This is a genomic window from Streptomyces sp. CT34 (genome assembly GCF_000805335.1).
In the GTDB taxonomy this organism is placed as follows: Bacteria; Actinomycetota; Actinomycetes; order Streptomycetales; family Streptomycetaceae; genus Streptomyces.
Genome location: NZ_KN708638.1, coordinates 4,622,178 through 4,643,994 on the forward strand (window position 1 = coordinate 4,622,178; position 21,817 = coordinate 4,643,994).

A 21,817-nucleotide genomic window follows, 5' to 3' on the forward strand; every position below is an offset into this window, starting at 1 on the left:
CTATGAGACAGGGCTGTGTTCCTGGTCGCGCACGTGCCGTGACCGTCGTCAATACGGGGGGAGTACTCATGGCGAGTCATGCCGGTCACGCGAGCCTGAGTAGCAATACCGGACGTGGCGCAGGATCGGTCGCGGGTGTCGCCGGACAGCACACCATGCTGCTGATCACGGGCGTGCTGCTGGGCCTGCTGGGAGTGGGCGCCTCGCTCACCCAGCCGTGGGCCATCGGCAAACTGATCGAGGCGGCGGGCAAGGGCGAATCGCTGGCCTTCCCCATCGTCCGGCTCGTCGGCCTCTTCTGCCTGGGCGCGGTCTTCTCCGCGCTCCAGGCATACGTCATCGGGCGGGCCGGGGAGAACATCGTCTACGACGTCCGCCAGGTCCTGACCGGGCGGCTGCTCCGCGCCGACCTCACCGAATTCGGCAAGCGGCCCCAGGGCGACATCCTCACCCGCACGGTCACCGACACCTCGCTGGTGAAGATCGCCCTCTCGCAGAGCCTCGCCCAGCTGATCGTCAGCGGCGCCACCGTCATCGGCGGTGTCGTGCTGATGTTCCTCATCGACGTGCGGCTGATGCTCATCACCATGGGCTGCCTCGGGGTCGCCAGCCTCCTCTCGCTGTCCATCGCCCGCAAGTTGCGCAGGGTTGCCGTGCAGAACCGGGACGACACCGGCGAGTTCGGCACCGCCGTACAGCGCGTGCTCGCCGCGCTGCCCACGGTCAAGGCATCCCGGGCCGAGACGCGGGAGACCGCCCGTATCGGCAGGCTGGCCGAGCGGGCACGGCGTTCGGGTATCCGCGTCAACGCCTACAACGCCCTGTTCATGCCGTCCATGAACGTCGGTACGCAGGGCGCGCTGGCCGTCGTCGTGGGCGCCGGAATGGCGTGGGTGGCCCGCGGCGAGATGAACATGGCCGACCTGACCACGTTCATCATGTACCTCTTCCAGCTGGTGTCGCCGCTGGTGACGTTCTTCATGGGGGTGGGCCAGTTCATCCAGGGCCGGGCCGCGATCCAGCGGGTCGACGAACTCGCCCAGATGCCCCAGGAAGGCAACGGGGCGCAGGCCGCCCGGAGTTCCGTGCCCATCGGGCCGCTGCCCCAGCACCTGCCGGCGGTCGAGTTCCACGACGTGCGGTTCGGGTACCGGCGGGGCGAGGAGGGGGAGCGGACGCAGGTCCTGCACGGCATCTCGCTCACCGTGCCGGCGCGCGGGCTGACGGCGGTGGTCGGGCCCTCGGGCGCGGGCAAGACCAGCATGTTCCAGCTGATCGAGCGCTTCTACGCGCTGGACGGCGGTGTCATCCTGCTCGGCGGGCAGAACATCGGGACGCTGCCGCTCGACACCGTCCGCGGGCTGGTCGGCTACGTCCAGCAGGACAGCGCGACCATGCGGGGCACGGTCCGGGAGAACCTGACCTACGCGCATCCGCACGCCAGTGAGGACGACATCTGGGAGGCGGTGGAGATGGCCGGCCTCACCTCGGTCGTCGCCAACCTCCCGAAGGGGCTCGACACCGAACTCGGCGACCAGGGCAGCGGGTTGTCCGGCGGGCAGCGCCAGCGCCTGTGCATCGCCCGCACGCTGCTCCAGAAGCCCGCGGTGATGCTGCTGGACGAGGCCACCTCCAACCTGGACTCCGACTCGGAGCGGGACTTCCGCGACGTGCTGCGCCGGGTCTCCCAGCAGTGCGCGGTCATCGCCATCGCCCACCGCATCTCCACGGTGGTCGACGCCGAGAAGATCGTGGTGCTGGAAGGCGGCCGGGTCCGCGCCACCGGTGTGCACCGGGAGCTGATGGAGCACGACGAGCTGTACCGGCGGCTGGCGGGCTCCCAACTGCACGCCGGGGCGGCTCCGGTCGCCACGGCGACCCACTGGGTGAGCGGGGAGCCGGGGGCGGGTCCGCTCGCCTCCGCGCTCGGCTGGCACCAGTGGGGCAGCGGCCTCAACGAGCAGACGGTGCGGCTTCGGCCCATCAGGATCGAGGAGCAGTGGTGAACAGCGCGGACGTGGCCATCGTCGGCACCGGACCCAACGGCCTGGCGGCCGGCGTGGTGCTGGCCCGAGCCGGCCTGAGAGTGGAGCTCTACGAAGCGGCCGACACCATCGGCGGAGGGCTGCGCACCGAGCCGCTCTTCGACAACGGTGTCGTGCACGACATCTGCTCCGCCGTCCATCCCATGGCCGCCGCCTCCCCGTTCTTCCGGGAGTTCGACCTGGAGGCCCGCGGGGTCGAGCTGCTGCACCCCGAGATCAGCTACGCCCATCCGCTGGACGGGGGCCGCGCCGCCCTGGCGTACCGCTCGCTGGCTGACACCTGCGCGCACCTGGGTCCCGACGGTCCGCGCTGGCGGCGGCTGATGGGCCCGCTGCTGGAGCGCAGCGAGGCCGTCGTCGACCTGATCCTCTCCGGGCAGCGCAGCCTGCCGCGGGACCCGGCCGCCGCCCTGCTGCTGGCCGGCCGGGTGGCGGTCCACGGCACCGGGCTCGGCGCGGCACGCTTCCAGGGCGAGGAGGCGGCGGCCCTGCTCACCGGCGTCGCCGCGCACGCGGTCGGCAAACTGCCCAGTTTCGCGGCCGGCGCGGTGGCCATGCTGCTCGGCCACCTGGCGCACGGCACGGGGTGGCCGCTGCCGCGCGGCGGCAGCGCCCGTATCGCGGAGGCGATGGCCCAGGACATCACGGCGCACGGCGGCGTCCTCCACACCGGGCACCCCGTGACGGACCTGGCCGAACTCCGCCGCGCGCGAGCGGTGTTGCTCGACACCAGCCCCAAGGGCTTCCTGGCCCTCGCGGGCGACCGGCTGCCCCGCTCCTACGCGCGCGGCCTCACCCGCTTCCGCTACGGTCCGGGCGCCGCCAAGGTCGACTTCCTGGTCTCCGAGCCGATCCCCTGGGCCGATCCCGCGGTGGGCCGCGCCGGCACGGTCCATCTGGGCGGCACTCACGCCGAGATGGTCCGCCAGGAGACGCGGAACGCACGCCGCGTGCGGACCCGGGAGCCGTTCGTCCTCCTCGTGGACCCCGCGGTGACCGATCCCGGTCGCGCGCTGCCCGGGAAGCGCCCCGTGTGGGCGTACGCGCATGTCCCGAACGGCGATCCCACCGACCCCTACGAGCTGGTGCGCGCCCGCATCGAGCGCTACGCCCCGGGGTTCGGGGACACGGTCATCGCCCACCGCTCCGTGCCCGCCGCCGCGTACGAGACCTACAACCCCAACTACGTGGGCGGAGACATCGGTTCGGGCGCGATGACCCTCTACCAGAGCATCGCGCGCCCGGTGCCCCGCATCGATCCCTACCGCACACCGCTGCCCGGCGTCTTCCTGTGCTCCTCGGCCACCCCGCCGGGGCCCAGTGTGCACGGCATGTCCGGCTATCTGGCCGCTGTTTCCGCACTGCGGCATTGTTTCGGGAAATGTGACGTACCCAACGTGGGTACGCAGTCGGCGTCATTCGCGAGCGGCGACCTCGCCTAAAGCGGGCCACACCTTTCCGTTCCGGCGTCAACGCATGCCCGACTCTCCAGGTGTTCGGGGTGGTGCGCGGCGGGGTCGGGTGAGGCGCGATGAAACTACGATGAAACCGTGCGGAACTCCGAGTGGTGCCCGGGACGTTGTCGAAGAGGGCCTGCGGTGCTCCAATCAGGGCTTTCGCCGGACCGGCTATCCCACCTGCCGGGAGCTTTGCTTCCTCGTAGCACTGCACATATTCACTGGAGTCCATCTCGGTGTATATGATGGACTCACACGACATAACCTGAAGTCCCCACACTTCGTTGAGGCGTTACCTGGATCGACAGGAACTGCTGGTCTGACCAACCACGCGGAACTGCTGCGGATCTTCCGTGCAGTTGTGTTGGCGTACAACGTCCTTCCTCGCTCCGGCTCTTCGGCTTCGCGACGGTCCCATCGGGATCGACTGTGGGGACAAAGAGAGGGAGTTCGGTGACTAACGGGGTAGAGGACATCGGCTATGGGCGACAGTTCGAGGGCTGGTACGACCGGCTGATACCGGACGACAGGATTACCGACGAGGCGGTAAAAGGGCTGCTGGCCCTCCATCCCGCTCCCGATGCGGGGACCATTGAGCTCGGTGTCGGCACGGGACGGATCGCCATCCCGCTTTCCGAGAGCGTCGGCCATGTGACCGGTGTGGATTCCTCACCGGAGATGCTGGACGCGATGCGCGTCAAGCTGAAGGACCGCGGCGATGTCACCCCCGTCCACGGGGACATCCGCACCTACACCTCGGATTCCCGGTACGGGCTGGTGTATTGCGTCTGCGCGACCCTGTCGCTGCTGCACACCCGCGAGGACCAGCAGCGGGCCGTCCGGTGTGCGGCCGACCTCCTCGCCCCCGGCGGCCGGCTGGTGATCGAGACGCACAACAAGCCGCCGATCCTGGAACTTCACGAAGGACGCAGGCGCACCACGTACTTCGTCCCCTACCCGGAGCCCGGCACCGGCGTGCAGACCCATTCCACGCTGCTCGACGGCGACCTGTGGCACTGCTCGCACATCCTGTACCAGGCCGACGGCACCACCCGGGTCGGGAACGAACTCACCCGGCTGACCACTCCGGAAGACATCGACGACTACGCCCGCGCGGCCGGGCTGGAGCCCGAGGCCAGTCTTTCGCGGTGGGACGGCACCCCCTATAACGAACAGTCACCCATGTTCGCCTGCTGCTACGTCAAGCCCTGAGCGCGCACACCGGAACGCGGATCACAGAAGGGGGTCGCAGTGGGACGACCGCCGATATTGCCGGCAGACAAGAAACTCGGTCTCCTGGTGAGAGTGATGAGTGGCCAACTGACCGCGGCGGAAGCCGCGCGGGAAGCCGGAGTCTCCGAGCAATCCGTATCGAACTGGCGTCGACAATTTATTGAGGGAGCTCGTAACGGCCTGGCCGGCGAGAGCGGAAGGGACTCCGAAGAGGCGTCCCGGATTGCCGAGCTGACCAAAGAAAACGCCATGCTGAAGGCCACAATAGGCGAGCTGTATATGGAACTCCGGAAGTATGGGCGGAGTACGCCCGGCCGAGTTCCGTCCCCTCGCGGGAAGACTCATCCGGTCCGGAGGGTCAACTAACTCATTAATTTACCCGGGCATTCGGTGTTAGTGTCCGGGGTAACAGCCACTTGAAATCACGGGGGAGGAATTGTGGCGTCTTTGGAGCGCCAGTTCGCCGTGGGCATCGCTGGGTTGGCCGGCGCAAGCGTTCTGACCGGTGCAGCAATGCGATTCACGGGGAAGCGTGAACGTGCGCGTCGCTACCTGACGCACGAGAGGCCGGACGGCAGCCTCGTAGAGGTAGACGTCAATATTCCTCCGAATGCCCGGCGCATGGTCCTGCTCGACAACGGACTGGGCACGACCCACGAATACTGGGACTGGGTCTGCGAAGCACTTCCCGCGGACATGGGATACGTGCGGTTCAACCGGCCCGGCTACGGGCTCAGCACACCCTCGAAGCGCTACGGCCTGGAGCGGCATTTCGCGCTGCTGCAGGAACTGCGCGAAACGTACGTCGCCGACCTGCCGCTGGTGCTGGCCGGGCACTCCCTCGGTGGGTACTTCGTCGCCGCCTACGCGTCGCTCCACCCCGGGGCGAAGGAAGGGGTGACCGGGGTGGTCATGATCGACGCGACGGACGTGGCTCATCTGCGCTCCAGCCGCCGCGCGGACATCGACCGGTGGTCCCGGCAGTCGATGCTCATGGAGCAGGTGTTCGCCGTGGCGGGCCTTTCGGCGCTGCGGCCCGCCCTGAACCAGCACAAGACCTACCGCCCGGAAATCAACCGGAGTTACACGGCATTCCTGGCGCAGCGGCGTACCTGGGCCCTGGCCTACCGCGACTACCGGGACGCGATGACGTATCCGGAACTGGCCTCGGTCGACAGTCCGTTGACCGTGATCACCGCGGAGAACAACAAGGGGGACAACGCCGCGCACCAGAAGGTCCAGGCAAAGCTGGCCACCCTCTCGAAGCGGTCTCGGCAGCGCTGCATCGACGGTTCCGACCACGAGTCGCTGCTCTCCATCCAGCCGCACGCCGCACAGGTGGCGGAAATCATCGCCGACGAACCGCCGACCGGGCGGGCCGACGCGGAACGGCGGAAGTCCGCCGGAGCCCGCCCGGCCGTCAAGAGTGCCGCGGATCGCGAGAAGGAGCTGATGTGACCGTGCGGGTGAACACGGAGCGCCTGAAAACGGCCGCCGTCACGACGTCCCTCGCCGCCTGGCTCGTCGCGACGGCGGTGGCCCAGATGCCCGAGCAGCGCTTCGACAATCTCCTCAAGCGCGGAAAGCTGCGGATACCGACCCCGAACTGGCGTTTCTTCGGGCCGAATCCGGGAGTCAAGGACAACCATCTGCTCTACAGGGATGTCACGGACGGCAAGCCCGGTGAGTGGCAGGAAATCCCGATCACCCGCGACCGGGCCTGGTACGCACTGGCCTGGAACGCCCGCAACCGGTCCCCCAAGGCCCTGTTCGACGCGGTCCAGGACGTCTATGTCCGTTCGGCGGCCTACGGAACGGCGATGGAGCCCGTGGTGCAGTCGTCCGGCTACCAGCTGCTTTCCGGTTACATCCGGCACCATCTGCCGCACGCCGAAGGCGCCTCGCACAGTCAGTTCCTGGTCATGTACTCGTACCTTGCCGCCCCGGAGGCCCGGCAGATCGAGCCCATCTTCGTCTCCAGGGAATTCCCGCTGGAAGACGAAGGAGTTGTGCAGCCGGAGCCCTATCCCGTAGCCGCCTAGCGGGCTTTGTGACCCTCTCGGCCGGAAGCCGCGAACTCACTCGGAATGACTCCAGGCCGCGTGAGTCCGTGCCCTCCCGCCGAATGGCTGGAGAGTTTGCTCAAACGACAGAAAGAGGACAGCAAATGTCTGTGCTGGCTGAGTTCGCCAACACCGAGCTGGTCGACGTCGAGCCGGGCCGTCTCGGCTCCGAGGCGACCCCGACCATGATCACCCCGCTGGCCACCCTGGCCACCCCGGAGGCCACCCCGGTCGGCTTCGCGGCCACCTCGGCGACCGCCGCTGCGGTCAACATGATCACGCATGACGTCACTCGCCACTGATCGATGAGGGCGGGGGCACGGTACGTGTATCGGGCGTACCGTGCCCCCGCCTTCTGATACCCACCGAAACCATATCCACTCACAGGGGGCACTCATCCATGTTTCTCAAAGCTCCGCCCGAGGTCACGGCACGCCGAGTGGCCTCCCTGGGGACGCTGGTCTCCGCTCTGGAAATGCTGAGCCAGCACCGTAAGCTCGCCGACGGCGAATTGCTGAGTGCCCAACTGGAGAGCACACGTCCCGAATTCGCCAAGCGGTTTCCCCGACTGACCCGTGCCCTCAGCTCCAAGAAAGCGGGGGTCGCCCTCTACGGAATTCAGGCGGGAGCCTCCGCCGCCACGATGATCTGGGCGCACAAGCGCGGAGTACGCGCGGCGGGCAGTGCCGTGCTGGCGGTGACGGGCGCGGCATCACGCCTGCGCACCCCCTTCGGTGGAGACGGCGCCGACCAGCTCCAGCAGGTCATCAACGTCGTCCTCGCCTCGACCGGCACCTTCAAGGACGGCGACAAGGGCCGCGACGTGGCCATGCGCGCGCTGGCCCTGGAGACGACCATCTCCTACGTCGCATCCGGTGTCGTCAAGCTCGTCTCCCCGGTGTGGCTCAGCGGAGAGGCGTTCAGCGGCGTCATCCGCACGCACAACTACGGGGACCCGAACATCTACAAGCTCGTCCACAAGTACCCGATGCTGGGCAAGCTCATCACCTGGACGACGGTCGCCGCGGAGGTCGGCTTCCCGCTGGTCTTCGTCCTGCCGAAGCCGGCGGCCAAGGCGTACCTCGGCTCGATGACGCTGTTCCACCTGGGAATCGGTCAGTTCATGGGGCTCAACCGCTTCGTGCTGGCCTTCGCCGCCACGCACCCGGCGCTCCTCTATGTCTTCGACCAGAGCGGCAGGCGCCCGGCGGTGGCCGGCAACGCAGTGGCAGCCCTCGCGCCCGCCGCCGCGTAGCACCGCCGCGCTCCGCGGCCGGGACGTCCGGCCCCTGACGCCCGCCCCGCGGACCCACGACACGAACGACGGGCGGCACCCCGACTGGGTGCCGCCCGTTCGCGTACGAAAATCAGAGCGCGCCCGCGGGCGTGCGGGGCCCCGGAGAACCCCGCACGGCGCCGCGTCCGACCCGCCAGGTCAGTGCGCGCCGCCCTGCGCCTCAAGGCGCTTGTAGGACGCCTCGATCTCGGCCTCGGCCTCCGCGCGGCCGACCCAGTTGGCACCCTCCACGGACTTGCCGGGCTCCAGGTCCTTGTAGACCTCGAAGAAGTGCTGGATCTCCAGGCGGTCGAACTCCGAGACGTGGTGGATGTCGCGGAGGTGCTCCACGCGCGGGTCGGAGGCGGGCACGCACAGCAGCTTGTCGTCGCCGCCGGCCTCGTCCGTCATCCGGAACATGCCGATGGCGCGGCACTTGATGAGGCAGCCGGGGAAGGTCGGCTCGTCAAGGATGACCAGGGCGTCCAGCGGGTCGCCGTCCTCGCCCAGGGTGTTCTCGACGAAGCCGTAGTCGGCCGGGTAGCTGGTCGAGGTGAAGAGTCGACGGTCCAGGCGGATCCGACCGGTCTCGTGGTCCACCTCGTACTTGTTCCGCGAACCCTTCGGGATCTCGATGGTGACGTCGAACTCCACGGGTGGCTCCTCCATGATCAACACATACGTCTGGTGATTAAGTGTCCCCCACGCAGGTGTGTGGTGGCGAAAGGGGCTGGTCCGAAGTGCCCGAGACCCGAAATTGGCAGGTCAGATGGCAGTCGGCGCAGCGCTCCGCGCGGGTGGCGGCGCGCCGGGCACAGCGTTCCGCCCACGCTGCGTACGCGGCGTCGGACGCCGCCCGGCAGGCATGGCGGGCCGTACCGCGGCACACCCGGCAGACCTGGCGGCTGACGGCGCTGTCCGCCGCTACCGGACTGGCGGTCGCGGTCGCTGCGGTGGCGGCGGCCGGGCCGTGGGACTCCGGTCAGCGTACGGCCGAGCGGGCCGCCGCGGCCGGCGTACCGGAGACAGGTGGCGAGCATCACGATGACGGCCGGGCGCCCCGTCCGGCGCCGAGCGCACCGCCGGTGCTCGCGGCGCTCAGCGGGCCCGCGCACGGCGCCGTGGGGCCCGGCACGGCACCCGTACCGACCTACGGGGGACTGGCCGACGCGCTCGCACCGCTGCTGTCGGATCCGGCGCTCGGCCCGCTGCGCACCGCGTCCGTCCTCGACGTCGCGTCCGGCCGGCAGGTGTTCGGCGCCCAACAGGACGCGGCAGCCACCCCCGCCTCCACGGTGAAGCTCGCCACCGCCGTCGCCGCGCTGTCCAAACTCGGCGCCGACCACCGCATCGACACGTCCGTCGTCATGGGCGGCAGGGGCCGGATCGTCCTGGTCGGCGGCGGCGATCCGACCCTCACCGCCCAGGCGCCCGCACCGGGCGGCGGGGAGCAGCCCGCCAGCCTGCGCACCCTCGCCGACGACACGGCCCGGGTCCTCAAGCGGCGCGGGCTCACCAAGGTCGGCCTCGGCTACGACACCTCCGCCTACACGGGACCCGCCGAGCACCCCATCGGCCCCAACGAGAACCTCGCCCCGGTCACCGCCCTGATGACCGACGAGGCCCGCCTCGACGGCAGCGACCACGGCCCCGCACCGCGCGCCACCGACCCGGCGGGCGACGCGGCCGGCGCCTTCGCGGGGCTGCTCCGGCAGCGCGGTATCACCGTCGACGGCGACCCCGGCCAGGCCGCCGCCCCGCAGCGGCCCGACCGGATCGCCGTCGTCCACTCCCTCCCGCTCTCCGCCCTCGTGGAGCGGATGCTGACCAACAGCGACAACGACATCGCCGAGGCGCTGGCCCGCCAGACCGCCCGCGCGTCCGGGCGGCCCGCCGACTTCGCCGGCGCCGCCAGGGCAGAGCGCGACGCCCTGGCCGCCCAGCATCTCCCGCTGGCCGGCGCCGTCTTCGAGGACGGCAGCGGCCTGGACCGCGACGACAAGGTCTCCGCGAACCTGCTCTCGCACCTCCTGCTGGCCGCCGCCGACCCCGGCAGGCCGGACCTGCGCCCGGTCGTCACCGGCCTCCCGGTGGCGGCGTTCACCGGCACCCTGACCGGGCGCTACGTGGGCGACACCGCGGGCGCCGGCGCCGTACGGGCCAAGACCGGCACCCTCACCGGCGTCAACACCCTGGCCGGCACCGTCGTCGACGCCGACGGCCGCCTCCTCGCCTTCGCCTTCATGACCACCGGCACCACCGACGCCCAGGCCGCCCAGCAGGCCCTGGACCGCATGGCCTCCACACTCGCCAACTGCGGCTGCCGCTGACCCCTTCGCCCCACCCCCACGGGAGGCCCCCACGGGAGGTGACGGGCCCGACCCACCCCCACGGGAGGGAACGGGCCTTCTCCCCACCCCCACGGACGGGAGGTGACGGGCCTTATCCCCACCACCCACGGGGGCACGGGCCTCTTCTCCCGCCACTCACGGGAGGGGACGCCCCGGAGGCCCGTCACCGCACCCCGACGGCCCCGCGCAGCGGACAAACACCCCCACGGCGGGAAAGCCGCCAACGCCCCGAGGCAAAGCGCACCCCCACGGCGGCCACCCCCGCGGGGCGCAGCCCACCGCACCCCGCGTCGGGAAAGCCGCCACCGCCGGGCGCAAGCCCACCGCACCCCCGCGGCGGGAGAGCCGACAACGTGGGGGCGCAAGCCCACCGCACCCCCACGGCGGGAAAGCCGACAACGTGCGCAGCAGGCCAAGCGCAGCGGACGGGCGGATCGGCTACCAGCAACCGCACCACCCCCGTACGGTGAAGTCATGACGAGCATCGGTGGTGCGGAGATGGTCGACTGGAATCTCGCGGTTACGACCGCGACCCGATTCGTCCGGCCCGGTCCGGAGGTGAGCCGGGACGAGGCCCGGGAGATCGTCGCGGAGTTGCGGAGGCATGCCAAGTCCTCCGAGGAGCACGTCCGGGCGTTCACCCGGATGGCGCAGCCGGGTGCGGAGGGCCCGGCGGTGCCGCCTGACACGCCGGTGCTGGTCGTGGACCGGCCCGGCTGGATCCGGGCCAATGTGGCCGGCTTCCGGGCCGTTCTGAAGCCCCTGCTGGCCAAGATGGAGGACCGGCGCTCGAACGTGCCCGGTGGCGCGGTGCTCGGCGCGGTCGGCGGCAAGGTGACCGGCGTGGAGCTGGGGATGCTGCTGTCGTTCCTGGCGTCGCGGGTCCTGGGCCAGTACGAGACGTTCGCGCCGCCGTCGCGCGATCTGCCGGCCGCGGCGCAGGGCGGCCGGTTGCTGCTCGTGGCGCCGAACATCGTCCACGTGGAGCGCGAGCTGGACGTCGCGCCGCACGACTTCCGGCTGTGGGTGTGCCTCCATGAGGAGACCCACCGGACCCAGTTCACCGCCGTGCCCTGGCTGCGGGACCACATCGAGGGCGAGATCCAGTCGTTCCTGGCGGAGACCGACATCGACCCGGGGACGCTGCTGGAGCGGCTGCGGGAGGCGGCCCAGTCGCTGGCCGGCGCCAAGCCGGAGGGCGAGGAGGGCGACGACGGCACCCGGTCCATCGTCGATCTCGTGCAGACGCCCGCCCAGCGGGAGATCCTCGGGCGGTTGACGGCGGTGATGTCGCTGCTGGAGGGGCACGCCGACTTCGTCATGGACGGGGTGGGTCCCGAGGTGGTGCCGTCGGTCACCGAGATCCGGGAGAAGTTCCAGCAGCGCCGGGCCAGCGGCGCGGGCCGGCTGGACCTGGCGCTGCGCAAGCTGCTGGGGCTGGATGCGAAGCTGCGGCAGTACCGTGACGGGGAGCGGTTCGTTCGGTCCGTCGTCAAGGAGGTCGGCATGGACGGCTTCAACCGGGTCTGGACGTCGCCCAACACCCTCCCCACGAAACAGGAGATCGCCAAACCGGCGGACTGGGTCGCGCGGGTGCATCGGAAGGCCGACGGGGCACCGTAAGCGCACGGCGTGAGCTGGGCACGCCGTGCGGCAGTAGCGCGCCCCTCCAATCACCCGTCTGAGGGACCGTGACCGGTGGATAGGCGTGCAATGCTCGGGGAACTGCTCGTCTCTGTCACCATCTAGGCACTCTGTGTGACGAAGTGCCGTCCACGTCCCGAGGCTCGTCCCCCAGCTGAATGATTGGAAACGGACATGGGTCCCCATCCAGCGGTCGCCGCGATACGCCTGGCGGTCCGCCGCGTACTCCACGACGTACTCAACCACCACTGCGCGCAGGAGCGGCACGAGGCCCCGCTCGTGCTCGTCGCCTGCTCCGGCGGCGCCGATTCCATGGCGCTCGCCTCCGCCCTCGCCTTCGAAGCCCCCAAGCTGGGGGTCCGCGCCGGGGGCGTGACCATCGACCACGGCCTCCAGGAGGGTTCCGACCTCCGCGCCGCCGAGGTCGCCGTACGGCTGCGGGCGCTGCGGCTCGACCCCGTCGACGTCGTCAGCATCCACGTAGGGCGCGCGGGCGGCCCGGAAGCCGCCGCCCGGGACGCCCGCTACGCCGCCCTGGACGCCGCCGCCGACCGCCACGGCGCCAGCGCGATCCTCCTCGGCCACACCCGCGACGACCAGGCGGAGACCGTGCTCCTCGGTCTCGCCCGCGGGTCCGGCATCCGCTCGCTGTCCGGAATGGCCGCGACCACCGGGACGGACGGCCGCTACCGCCGCCCCTTCCTGGACCTCGACCGACAGACCGCCCGCAAGGCGTGCCTCATCCAGGCGCTGCCCGTCTGGGACGACCCCCACAACACCGACCCCGCCTACACCCGCTCCCGACTGCGGCACGAGGGGCTGCCCGCCCTGGAGAAGTGCCTCGGCAAGGGCGTCGTCGAGGCACTGGCGCGCACCGCCCAGCTCTCTCGGGACGACGCCGACGCGCTGGACGCCTGGGCCGCCGAGGCCGAGGGCGCGGTGCTGGACGATGCCGGCACCCTGGATGTCGCCGCCCTCTTCGCGCTGCCGCCCGCGGTACGCCGCCGGGTGCTGCGCCGGGCCGTCATCGGAGCCGGCTCACCTGCCGGTTCGCTCTTCGCCCGGCACATCGAAGAAGTGGACCGGTTGATCACCGCTTGGCGCGGGCAGGGCGCCATCAACCTCCCCGGGCGCGTGGGTGTGCGACGGCAGGGTGGCAGACTGGTCATTCGGCAGGGCTGAGCCGCAGAAGACCGCCCTGCTCCGTGATCTTGCGACCGGGTCCCGCTTCGTGAGGTTCACGGCTGATCTGCACACCGAAGCGAGCGAGAGTGGCACGGGTGGACGACAAGGACATGGGCGCCGACCTTCAGTCGGTGCTCATCAGCAAGGAAGAGATCGACGCGAAGCTGGCCGAGCTGGCCGCGAAGATCGACGCGGAGTACGCGGGCAAGGACCTGCTCATCGTCGGTGTCCTCAAGGGCGCGGTGATGGTGATGGCGGACCTGGCGCGCGCGCTGTCCACCCCCGTCACGATGGACTGGATGGCCGTGTCCTCGTACGGCGCGGGCACCCAGTCCTCCGGTGTGGTCCGCATCCTGAAGGACCTGGACACCGACATCAAGGGCAAGCACGTCCTGATCGTCGAGGACATCATCGACTCCGGCCTGACGCTGTCGTGGCTGCTGTCGAACCTCGGCTCGCGGGAGCCCGCCTCGCTGGAGGTGTGCACGCTGCTGCGCAAGCCGGAGGCGGCAAAGGTCGCGATCGACGTGAAGTGGATCGGCTTCGACATTCCCAACGAATTCGTCGTCGGCTATGGCCTGGACTTTGCGGAGAAGTACCGCAACCTGCCGTTCGTCGGTACCCTCTCGCCGCACGTCTACGGCGGCTGAGAGCGCACCATCCGCTCGCCGGCCACCGTGGCCGGTCGGGTCCCGGACCTGCCTGCGCCGCCCGGCGGGAACCGTTCGCGGTTTCCCGCCGTTGGAGCAGGGAGAGGGGATTCCTCGGCTTCATTGTTCACTGTCGGCGCAGGCGCCGGGTGACAATGCTGGGGTACCGTCCGAAGGCAGTCTGTTTTCGGGCCAGTAATACACCGTACGCACGACCAGCCCTCCCGAGGGCGTTGTGCCTCACTGTGGCAGGAGGGACGGGGCCTCACACGGCTCCGTATGGATGGACGTGAAGCGATACTTCCGTGGGCCGGTCATGTGGATCGTGCTGGCCGTCCTCGCCGTGGTCGTGTTGATGCAGGTCGTCGGCTCGTCCGGCGGTTACAAAACGGTGGACACCGGTCAGGTCGTCAAGGCGATCGCTGACAACAAGGTGAAATCCGCCGAGCTGACCACCGGCGACGAGAACAAGATCAAGATCGAGCTGTCGGGCAACAACAAGATCGACGGCTCCAACAAGATCCAGGCGAGCTACATCGGCGACCAGGGCGTCGACATCGCCAAGAATTTGCAGGCCAAGTACCAGACCGGCGAGATCAAGGACGGGTACACCGTCTCCCCGTCGAAGCAGAACCCGTTCGTCGGCGTTCTGATCTCGCTGCTGCCCTTCATCCTTCTGCCCATCGGCATCCTGATCGTGATGAACCAGGTGCAGGGCGGCGGCTCCAGGGTGATGAACTTCGGCAAGTCGAAGGCGAAGCTGATCACCAAGGACACCCCCAAGACGACCTTCGCGGACGTCGCGGGATCCGACGAGGCCGTCGAGGAGCTCCACGAGATCAAGGAGTTCCTCCAGGACCCGGCGAAGTTCCAGGCCGTCGGAGCCAAGATCCCCAAGGGCGTGCTGCTGTACGGTCCGCCCGGTACGGGCAAGACGCTGCTCGCGCGCGCCGTCGCGGGCGAGGCCGGCGTCCCGTTCTACTCGATCTCCGGCTCCGACTTCGTCGAGATGTTCGTCGGTGTCGGTGCCTCCCGGGTCCGTGACCTCTTCGAGCAGGCCAAGGCGAACGCCCCGGCGATCGTCTTCGTCGACGAGATCGACGCCGTCGGCCGGCACCGCGGTGCGGGTCTCGGCGGCGGCCACGACGAGCGCGAGCAGACCCTGAACCAACTCCTCGTCGAGATGGACGGCTTCGACGTGAAGGGCGGCGTGATCCTGATCGCCGCCACGAACCGCCCGGACATCCTCGACCCGGCGCTGCTGCGCCCCGGCCGCTTCGACCGGCAGATCGCCGTCGACCGTCCGGACCTGCAGGGCCGGTTGGAGATCCTCAAGGTCCACCAGAAGGGCAAGCCGGTCGCGCCGGACGTCGACCTGTCGGCCGTCGCCAAGCGCACCCCCGGCTTCACCGGTGCCGATCTGTCCAACGTCCTCAACGAGGCCGCCCTGCTGACGGCCCGGAGCGACGAGAAGCTGATCAACAACCACTTCCTGGACGAGGCGATCGACCGCGTCGTGGCCGGACCGCAGAAGCGGACCCGGATCATGTCCGAGAAGGAGAAGAAGATCACCGCGTACCACGAGGGCGGACACGCCCTGGTCGCGGCGGCTTCACCGAACTCCGACCCGGTCCACAAGATCACGATCCTGTCCCGCGGCCGGGCCCTGGGCTACACCATGGTCCTGCCCGACGAGGACAAGTACTCCACCACCCGCAACGAGATGCTCGACCAGCTGGCGTACATGCTGGGTGGCCGCGCGGCGGAGGAGCTGGTCTTCCACGACCCGACCACGGGCGCCGCGAACGACATCGAGAAGGCGACCGCGACGGCCCGCGCGATGGTCACGCAGTACGGCATGACCGAGCGGCTCGGCGCGATCAAGTTCGGCACGGACAACTCCGAGCCGTTCCTGGGCCGCGAGATGGGTCACCAGCGCGACTACTCGGAAGAGGTAGCCGCGCTGGTCGACGAGGAAGTCAAGAAGCTGATCGAGACCGCGCACAACGAGGCGTGGGAGATCCTGGTCGAGAACCGCGATGTGCTCGACAACCTCGTGCTGACGCTCCTGGAGAAGGAGACGCTCAACAAGGAGGAGATCGCCGAGCTCTTCAAGCACGTCGTCAAGCGTCCGGCCCGCCCGGCGTGGACCGGCTCCTCGCGCCGTACGCCCTCGACCCGCCCGCCGGTGCTGTCGCCGAAGGAGCTGGCCCCGGCCAACGGCTCCGTGACGGCCGCGTCCGGCACCGTCTCCACGGAGAAGGCGGAGGCCCCCGAGGACCGGCGCCCCGAGAGCTGAGCCCGGCGCCCGCCCCCGGGCCCGGAATATGTGCCGCGCCTCCCAGGTTTAGCCTGGGAGGCGCGGCACTCCGCTTCTCGAGCGGGCGCAGAAGGAACGAGGCACCAATGACGGACCCTGTGACGCTGGACGTCGACAGCAAGATCGGCACGTTTGACGAGAAGCGTGCCGAGAACGCCGTCCGCGAGCTGCTCATCGCGGTGGGCGAGGACCCGGACCGCGAGGGCCTGCTGGAGACGCCGGCGCGGGTGGCACGGGCGTACAAGGAGCTGTTCGCCGGTCTCTGGCAGAAGCCCGAGGACGTGCTGACCACCACCTTCGACCTCGGCCATGACGAGATGGTGCTGGTCAAGGACATCGAGGTGGTCTCGAACTGCGAGCACCACCTCGTCCCGTTCGTCGGAGTGGCGCACGTCGGCTACATTCCGTCCACCGACGGCAAGATCACCGGGCTGTCCAAGCTGGCCCGGCTGGTCGATGTGTTCGCCCGGCGCCCGCAGGTCCAGGAGCGGCTGACCACGCAGATCGCGGACTCGCTGATGAAGATCCTGGAGCCGCGCGGGGTGATCGTGGTCATCGAGTGCGAGCACATGTGCATGACGATGCGCGGGGTGCGGAAGCCGGGTGCCAAGACGACGACCTCGGCGGTGCGCGGGCAGCTCCGCGACCCGGCGACGCGGGCCGAGGCGATGAGCCTGATACTGGCGCGCTGACGGCCGACCCGCGGCCCCGTGCCGGCGGGCGGTGCCCCTGGCCCCGCCGCGGGGCCCGTGACGCGAACGAGAAGCGGCCCGGTGCCCGCAGTGTGTGCTGCGGGCACCGGGCCGCTTTCGGCTGTGGGGCCGGCCGCCGCGGGGCGGACCGGCGGTGGGGGTCAGACCGAGAGGCGGTTGCCCATCCACTGGAGGGCGGCGGGGATCTCCCGGCGCCAGGTGTTGAAGTTGTGGCCGCCGCTGTCGAGGATGATCGACGCGACGCGGGACGGCGACTTGGTGCCCTCGATGAACCTGAGCGTGTTCTTGTAGTTGCCCTCGCCGTGCCTGCTGCTGGTGACCAGCAGGTTCACCGGGGGGCCGGGCAGGTGCTTCTGCCGCCACAGGAGGTCGTTCTCCCGCTTCAGCTGGGCGCTGCCGCCGAAGAGGTCGCCGGTGGTGGTGTCGATGGGCGCCTTGTAGTCACCGGAGAGGGAGACGGCCGTGGAGAACGCGTTGGGGTGGCGCATGGTCATCTTCAGCGCGCAGTAGCCGCCGGTGGAGTCGCCCATGATGCCCCAGCTCTTGGCGTCCTTGCCGATGCGGTACTCGCCGGAGAGGCTGTGACGCAGGTCCTGGGTGAAGAACGTCTCGGTCTGCGGACCGCGCGGTATGTCCACGCACTCGGTGTCCCGGGGCGGGGCGACGGTGGGCCGCATCATCACGAGGACGGTCGGCTGCATGCCCTGCTGCCGCAGCAGGTCGAACTGGGTCTGCGGGTAGTGCAGCTTCTTGTAGAGCGCCTCGGCGGTGCCCGGGTAGCCGGTGAGGATCACCGCCGCGGGGAACTTCTTCTTCGCGTAACGCTGCTGGAAGTACTGCGGCGGCAGGTACACGTACGCCGGGGTGTTGATCTTGGACTTCTGGCCGTGGACCAGCACCTTGTCGAGCCGGCCGGCGGTGGTCGGCATCGAGGCGCCCTGGATGCTCAGGCGCTCGTTGCCCAGCAGCTTCAGGTTGGTGCCGTTCGGGCCGGACTTGTAGTTCTTCACCACGCCGGGCTCCTGCTCCTGGCCGAAGAGGTCGGCCCAGGAGGCGTAGAAGCCGAACATGTTGTTCGCGAACAGGCCGATCGCCGCGAAAAGGGAGATCTGGGTGGCGGCGAGCAGCCCGATGCGGCCGAGCACCGCGCGCCAGTTCCCCTTGGACAGTCGCGGCCACAGCCAGACCGTCAGGGCGAACAGTGCCACCGCGAACAGGATGGCAAGAAGCAGCACTTTCTTGCTGGTGAGACCCATGTGGTGCTTTCTTCCGGGCGGCCGGGCCATCCGTACCGCAAGTGGAACCCCGAGCCCTGCGACGCCGTCATACAGGGCGCAAAAGTCCAGATGCTGCGACTAGGCTCGCACGTTCTCTCGACCGGGGCGACGGGAAAGTGATGTCTGACAGGCTAGATGGCGAAAAGTCGGAGAAGGTTGCGTGGCGTGCGCCACGCTGGCTCCGCGGCCCACGGCCAGAGACGGTACCGGGTCTCGTCGGGACGGCCGGCGTGGTGGTCGGACTGCTGAATCTGGTGGCCGGTATCTTCCCGCGCTTCCGGCACAGCCGGGTGCACGCGGTGGCCGAGGTGCTGCCGGGCGCGGTGAGCCCGCTGGCCGCCTCCGCCTCTCTCGTCGTCGGCATTCTCCTGCTCCTTCTGGCCCATGGACTCAAGCGTCGCAAGCGGCGGGCGTGGGGTGCGGCCGTGGCGTTGCTCCCCGTCGGGATCGCCGCTCAGCTGGTGTATCGCCACTCCGTTTCCGGAGCGGTGCTCTCGCTGGCGCTGCTGGTGTTCCTGCTGTGGCACCGCCGGGAATTCGCGGCGCTGCCCGACCCGCGCAGCCGCTGGAAGGCCGTGGCCAACCTCGTCGTCCTCGGCGGTGCCGGTTTCGGCATCGGCATGGTGATCGTCAGCTCCCACCCGCACAAGATCGTCGGCTCGCCCTCCTTCTGGGAGCGCGCCGAACACGTTCTCTGGGGCCTCGTCGGCTTCGAGGGACCCGTCAGATACACCAACGGCGTTGACTACACCGTCGGTTACTCCCTCGGCGCACTCGGTCTGCTGACCGCCGCCACCACCGCGTACCTCGCCTTCCGCCCCGAGCACCCGGCGGCCCGGCTGACCGACGAGGACGAGCAGCGGCTGCGCGAGCTGCTGGCCCGGCACGGCGGCCGGGACTCGCTCGGCTACTTTGCGCTGCGCCGGGACAAGGGCGCGGTCTTCTCCCCGTCCGGCAAGGCCGCGGTCTGCTACCGGGTGATCTCCGGTGTGATGCTCGCCAGCGGCGACCCGATCGGGGACGTCGAGGCGTGGCCGGGCGCCATCGAGCGCTTCATGGAGGAGGCGCGGGCGCACTCCTGGACCCCGGCGGTCACCGGGTGCAGCGAGACCGGCGGCCAGGTGTGGACCCGGGAGACCGGGATGGACGCGCTGGAGCTCGGCGACGAGGCGATCGTGGACGTCGCCGGCTTCACCCTCTCCGGGCGCGCGATGCGCAACGTCCGGCAGATGGTCAAGCGCATCGAGCGCAACGGCTACGAGACCCGGGTGCGGCGGGTGCGCGATCTGGAGCCCGAGGAGCTGGCGCGGATCCAGCAGGCCGCCGACGCCTGGCGGGACACCGACACCGAGCGCGGCTTCTCCATGGCGCTGGGCCGGATCGACGCGGCGACCGACGGCGACGCGGTGATCGCCACCGCGCATCTGGCACCCGCCGAGGGCGAGGAGGCCGGGCCGTACGGGGACCTGAAGGCCATGCAGCACTTCGTGCCGTGGGGCCGGGACGGGATCTCCCTGGAGCTGATGCGGCGGGACCGCGGCGCGGACCCCGGGATGAACGAGCTGCTGATCGTCGCCGCCCTCCAGGCGGCGCCGGACCTCCGGATCAAGCAGGTGTCGCTGAACTTCGCGGTCTTCCGCTCCTCCCTGGAGCGCGGCGAGAAGCTGGGCGCGGGGCCGGTGCTCCGGGTCTGGCGGGCGATGCTGATCTTCCTGTCCCGCTGGTACCAGATCGAGTCGCTCTACAAGTTCAACGACAAGTTCCAGCCACGCTGGGAGCCGCGTTTCGTGGTCTTCCGCAACAGCCGGGACATTCCGCGGATCGGTCTCGCGGCACTTCAGGCCGAGGGCTATCTGGAGCTGGGGCTGCCGCGCGCGCTGCGCCGCAGGAACGCTCCCGAGCCGCGGCCGTGCGCCCATGAGGAGCAGAGCGTGCTGGCGGCCGGCGCGCTGGAGAAGGTCGCCTAGCCGCGTCCCGTACGGCGGGCCGGGCGACCCGTGCGACGGGCCCGCCCCAGGGGGGATCCGCCCAGCGGGCGGTGGCAATCCGGCCGGTCGGCACACGGCCTACGCTGGTGCCATGAGTACCTTGCGTGGCCGGGTGGCCGGACTGCCGGACTGGGACCGCTGCGCGGTGATGGGCGTCGTGAATGTGACGCCCGATTCGTTCTCCGACGGCGGCCTGTGGTTCGACACCGAACTCGCCGTCAAACACGGTCTGGACCTCGTGGCGCAGGGCGCCGACATGGTGGACGTCGGCGGCGAGTCGACCCGCCCCGGCGCGGCTCGGGTGGACGAGGGCGAGGAGCTGCGCCGGGTCGTCCCGGTGGTCCGGGAGCTGGCCGCGGCCGGTGTCGTGGTCTCCGTCGACACGATGCGCGCCTCGGTCGCCGAGGAGGCCGTGGAGGCCGGGGCGTGCCTGGTCAACGACGTGAGCGGGGGCGCCGCGGACCCGGACATGGTGCCGGTGGTCGCCTCCCACCACGTCCCGTTCGTGGTGATGCACTGGCGCGGCCAGTCCATCGACATGAACAACCGGGCCATCTACGCGGATGTCGTCGGCGAGGTCGTCGACGAGCTGGCGCAGAGCATGGAGCGCGCGGTCGCCGGCGGTGTCGACCCGGACCGGATCGTCATCGACCCGGGCCTGGGCTTCGCCAAGGACGCCGGGCACGACCTGGCGCTGGTGGCCCATCTGCCGCGGCTGCGGGCGCTTGGCCGGCCGCTGCTGGTGGCCGCTTCGAGAAAACGGTTCCTGGGCAGGGTGCTGGCAGGCGGCGAGGGTGCCGCCCCACCGCCGGCCCGGGAGCGGGATGCCGCGACCGCGGCGGTGTCGGCGATCGTGGCGCGAGAGGGGGCCTGGGCGGTGCGGGTGCACGAGGTCAGGGCGAGCGCGGACGCGGTGCGGGTGGCCCGCGCTGTCGAGAACGCGGCGGACACGGCGGAGGCGGCCGGGGCCGCGGGAGGCACCGGTGCGTCCGGTGCGGGTGTGACGAACGGTACGACGGCGGACACGACGGGGACGAAGTGAGCGGCTTGGGCCCACGGACGGACATCGAGTTGGTCGAGCAGGCGAATACCACGCTGTACGAGACCATCGAGCGCGGCGATCACGAGGCGCTGTCCGAGCTGTGGCTGGACGGTCAGGTGAGCGTGGTCCACCCGGGGTGGCCGGTGCTGCGCGGGCGCGGGGAGGTGCTCCGCTCGTACGCGCTGATCATGGCGAACACCGAGTACATCCAGTTCTTCCTGACGGATGTGGAGATCGACGTCATCGGCGACACCGCGCTGGTGACGTGCACGGAGAACATCCTCAGCGGCGGCCCGGCCGAGGACGACGGCTCGGTGGGGCCGCTGATCGGCCAGCTGGTCGTGGCGACCAACGTCTTCAAGCGCACCGAGGACGGCTGGCGGGTGTGGTCGCACCACGGGTCGCCGGTACTGGCGGACCGCGAGGACGACGAGGACGAGGACGACGACGAGAGCGAGGAGAACGGCCCCGCGGGCGCCATGTGAGCGGATGCACAGGCGCGGGCGTCCGGACCCGGCCGCGCACCGGCGTCCGCGCGTCAGCCCGCCGGTCTGGGCGCACCCGTTCGAGCCA

19 protein-coding genes are annotated in these 21,817 nt (G+C 70.1%); 17 read left to right on the forward strand and 2 right to left on the reverse strand.

The window, feature by feature from the left end; translation table 11 throughout:
* Positions 1-155: 155 nt before the first annotated feature.
* The 8 genes from RZ84_RS20235 to RZ84_RS20270 all read left to right on the forward strand — a co-directional run bounded on the left by RZ84_RS20235 (position 156) and on the right by RZ84_RS20270 (position 8,053).
* Positions 156-2,006 carry an ABC transporter ATP-binding protein gene (locus tag RZ84_RS20235; RefSeq protein WP_052230046.1) on the forward strand — a complete coding sequence of 617 codons (1,851 nt, stop codon included), beginning with the start codon at positions 156-158 and terminating at the stop codon, positions 2,004-2,006.
* The gene (locus RZ84_RS20240; RefSeq protein ID WP_043270372.1) at positions 2,003-3,487 is read left to right on the forward strand and encodes a phytoene desaturase family protein; all 1,485 of its coding nucleotides are present in this window, start codon (positions 2,003-2,005) and stop codon (positions 3,485-3,487) included. The genes RZ84_RS20235 and RZ84_RS20240 overlap by 4 nt, the downstream gene beginning before the upstream one ends.
* Before the next feature lie 468 nt (positions 3,488-3,955).
* Complete coding sequence (locus tag RZ84_RS20245) at positions 3,956-4,714, forward strand: class I SAM-dependent methyltransferase (protein WP_107068144.1); 759 nt, start codon at positions 3,956-3,958, stop codon at positions 4,712-4,714.
* A 39-nt stretch (positions 4,715-4,753) separates the two neighbouring features.
* Positions 4,754-5,101, forward strand: a complete 348-nt coding sequence (locus RZ84_RS36830; protein ID WP_078893998.1) for a transposase — start codon at positions 4,754-4,756, stop codon at positions 5,099-5,101.
* Positions 5,102-5,356: 255 nt separating this feature from the next.
* Positions 5,357-6,193, forward strand: a complete 837-nt coding sequence (locus RZ84_RS35120; RefSeq protein WP_241777778.1) for an alpha/beta fold hydrolase — start codon at positions 5,357-5,359, stop codon at positions 6,191-6,193.
* Positions 6,190-6,777: a hypothetical protein gene (locus tag RZ84_RS35125; protein WP_052230048.1), complete on the forward strand. Its 588-nt coding sequence runs from the start codon at positions 6,190-6,192 to the stop codon at positions 6,775-6,777. The genes RZ84_RS35120 and RZ84_RS35125 overlap by 4 nt, the downstream gene beginning before the upstream one ends.
* Positions 6,778-6,902: 125 nt before the next feature.
* On the forward strand, positions 6,903-7,100 hold the full coding sequence (locus RZ84_RS20265) for a linaridin family RiPP (protein WP_043265481.1): 198 nt from the start codon (positions 6,903-6,905) through the stop codon (positions 7,098-7,100).
* Positions 7,101-7,198: 98 nt separating this feature from the next.
* Positions 7,199-8,053 (forward strand): hypothetical protein, encoded by an 855-nt coding sequence (locus tag RZ84_RS20270; RefSeq protein WP_043265482.1) that lies wholly within the window; start codon positions 7,199-7,201, stop codon positions 8,051-8,053.
* 180 nt (positions 8,054-8,233) lie between these two features.
* Here RZ84_RS20270 and RZ84_RS20275 read toward each other — a convergent pair whose 3' ends face one another.
* Entirely contained in the window at positions 8,234-8,728 is a 495-nt protein-coding gene (locus RZ84_RS20275) for an inorganic diphosphatase (RefSeq protein ID WP_019888410.1), read from the reverse strand.
* A gap of 86 nt (positions 8,729-8,814) precedes the next feature.
* Between RZ84_RS20275 and dacB the strand changes: the two genes are divergently transcribed.
* From dacB to folE, 6 genes are all read left to right on the forward strand, one after another.
* Positions 8,815-10,404: a D-alanyl-D-alanine carboxypeptidase/D-alanyl-D-alanine endopeptidase gene (dacB, locus tag RZ84_RS20280; RefSeq protein ID WP_043265483.1), complete on the forward strand. Its 1,590-nt coding sequence runs from the start codon at positions 8,815-8,817 to the stop codon at positions 10,402-10,404.
* Positions 10,405-10,899: 495 nt separating this feature from the next.
* The gene (locus RZ84_RS20285) at positions 10,900-12,048 is read left to right on the forward strand and encodes a zinc-dependent metalloprotease (RefSeq protein ID WP_043265484.1); all 1,149 of its coding nucleotides are present in this window, start codon (positions 10,900-10,902) and stop codon (positions 12,046-12,048) included.
* 195 nt (positions 12,049-12,243) lie between these two features.
* Positions 12,244-13,251, forward strand: coding sequence for a tRNA lysidine(34) synthetase TilS (gene tilS, locus RZ84_RS20290; protein ID WP_043265485.1), 1,008 nt, complete (start codon positions 12,244-12,246; stop codon positions 13,249-13,251).
* A 113-nt stretch (positions 13,252-13,364) separates the two neighbouring features.
* Complete coding sequence (gene hpt / locus RZ84_RS20295; protein ID WP_043270376.1) at positions 13,365-13,904, forward strand: hypoxanthine phosphoribosyltransferase; 540 nt, start codon at positions 13,365-13,367, stop codon at positions 13,902-13,904.
* 283 nt (positions 13,905-14,187) lie between these two features.
* Positions 14,188-16,203 (forward strand): ATP-dependent zinc metalloprotease FtsH, encoded by a 2,016-nt coding sequence (gene ftsH, locus RZ84_RS20300; RefSeq protein WP_043265486.1) that lies wholly within the window; start codon positions 14,188-14,190, stop codon positions 16,201-16,203.
* Between the two features lie 107 nt (positions 16,204-16,310).
* The gene (gene folE / locus RZ84_RS20305; protein WP_043265487.1) at positions 16,311-16,916 is read left to right on the forward strand and encodes a GTP cyclohydrolase I FolE; all 606 of its coding nucleotides are present in this window, start codon (positions 16,311-16,313) and stop codon (positions 16,914-16,916) included.
* A 161-nt stretch (positions 16,917-17,077) separates the two neighbouring features.
* Here folE and RZ84_RS20310 read toward each other — a convergent pair whose 3' ends face one another.
* Positions 17,078-18,193, reverse strand: a complete 1,116-nt coding sequence (locus RZ84_RS20310) for an alpha/beta hydrolase (protein ID WP_043265488.1) — start codon at positions 18,191-18,193, stop codon at positions 17,078-17,080.
* 140 nt (positions 18,194-18,333) lie between these two features.
* Between RZ84_RS20310 and RZ84_RS20315 the strand changes: the two genes are divergently transcribed.
* From RZ84_RS20315 to RZ84_RS20325, 3 genes are all read left to right on the forward strand, one after another.
* Complete coding sequence (locus tag RZ84_RS20315; protein WP_043265489.1) at positions 18,334-20,181, forward strand: phosphatidylglycerol lysyltransferase domain-containing protein; 1,848 nt, start codon at positions 18,334-18,336, stop codon at positions 20,179-20,181.
* Between the two features lie 112 nt (positions 20,182-20,293).
* Positions 20,294-21,244, forward strand: a complete 951-nt coding sequence (folP, locus tag RZ84_RS20320) for a dihydropteroate synthase (protein ID WP_241777779.1) — start codon at positions 20,294-20,296, stop codon at positions 21,242-21,244.
* A 5-nt stretch (positions 21,245-21,249) separates the two neighbouring features.
* The gene (locus RZ84_RS20325; RefSeq protein WP_043265491.1) at positions 21,250-21,729 is read left to right on the forward strand and encodes a nuclear transport factor 2 family protein; all 480 of its coding nucleotides are present in this window, start codon (positions 21,250-21,252) and stop codon (positions 21,727-21,729) included.
* Positions 21,730-21,817: the final 88 nt, after the last annotated feature.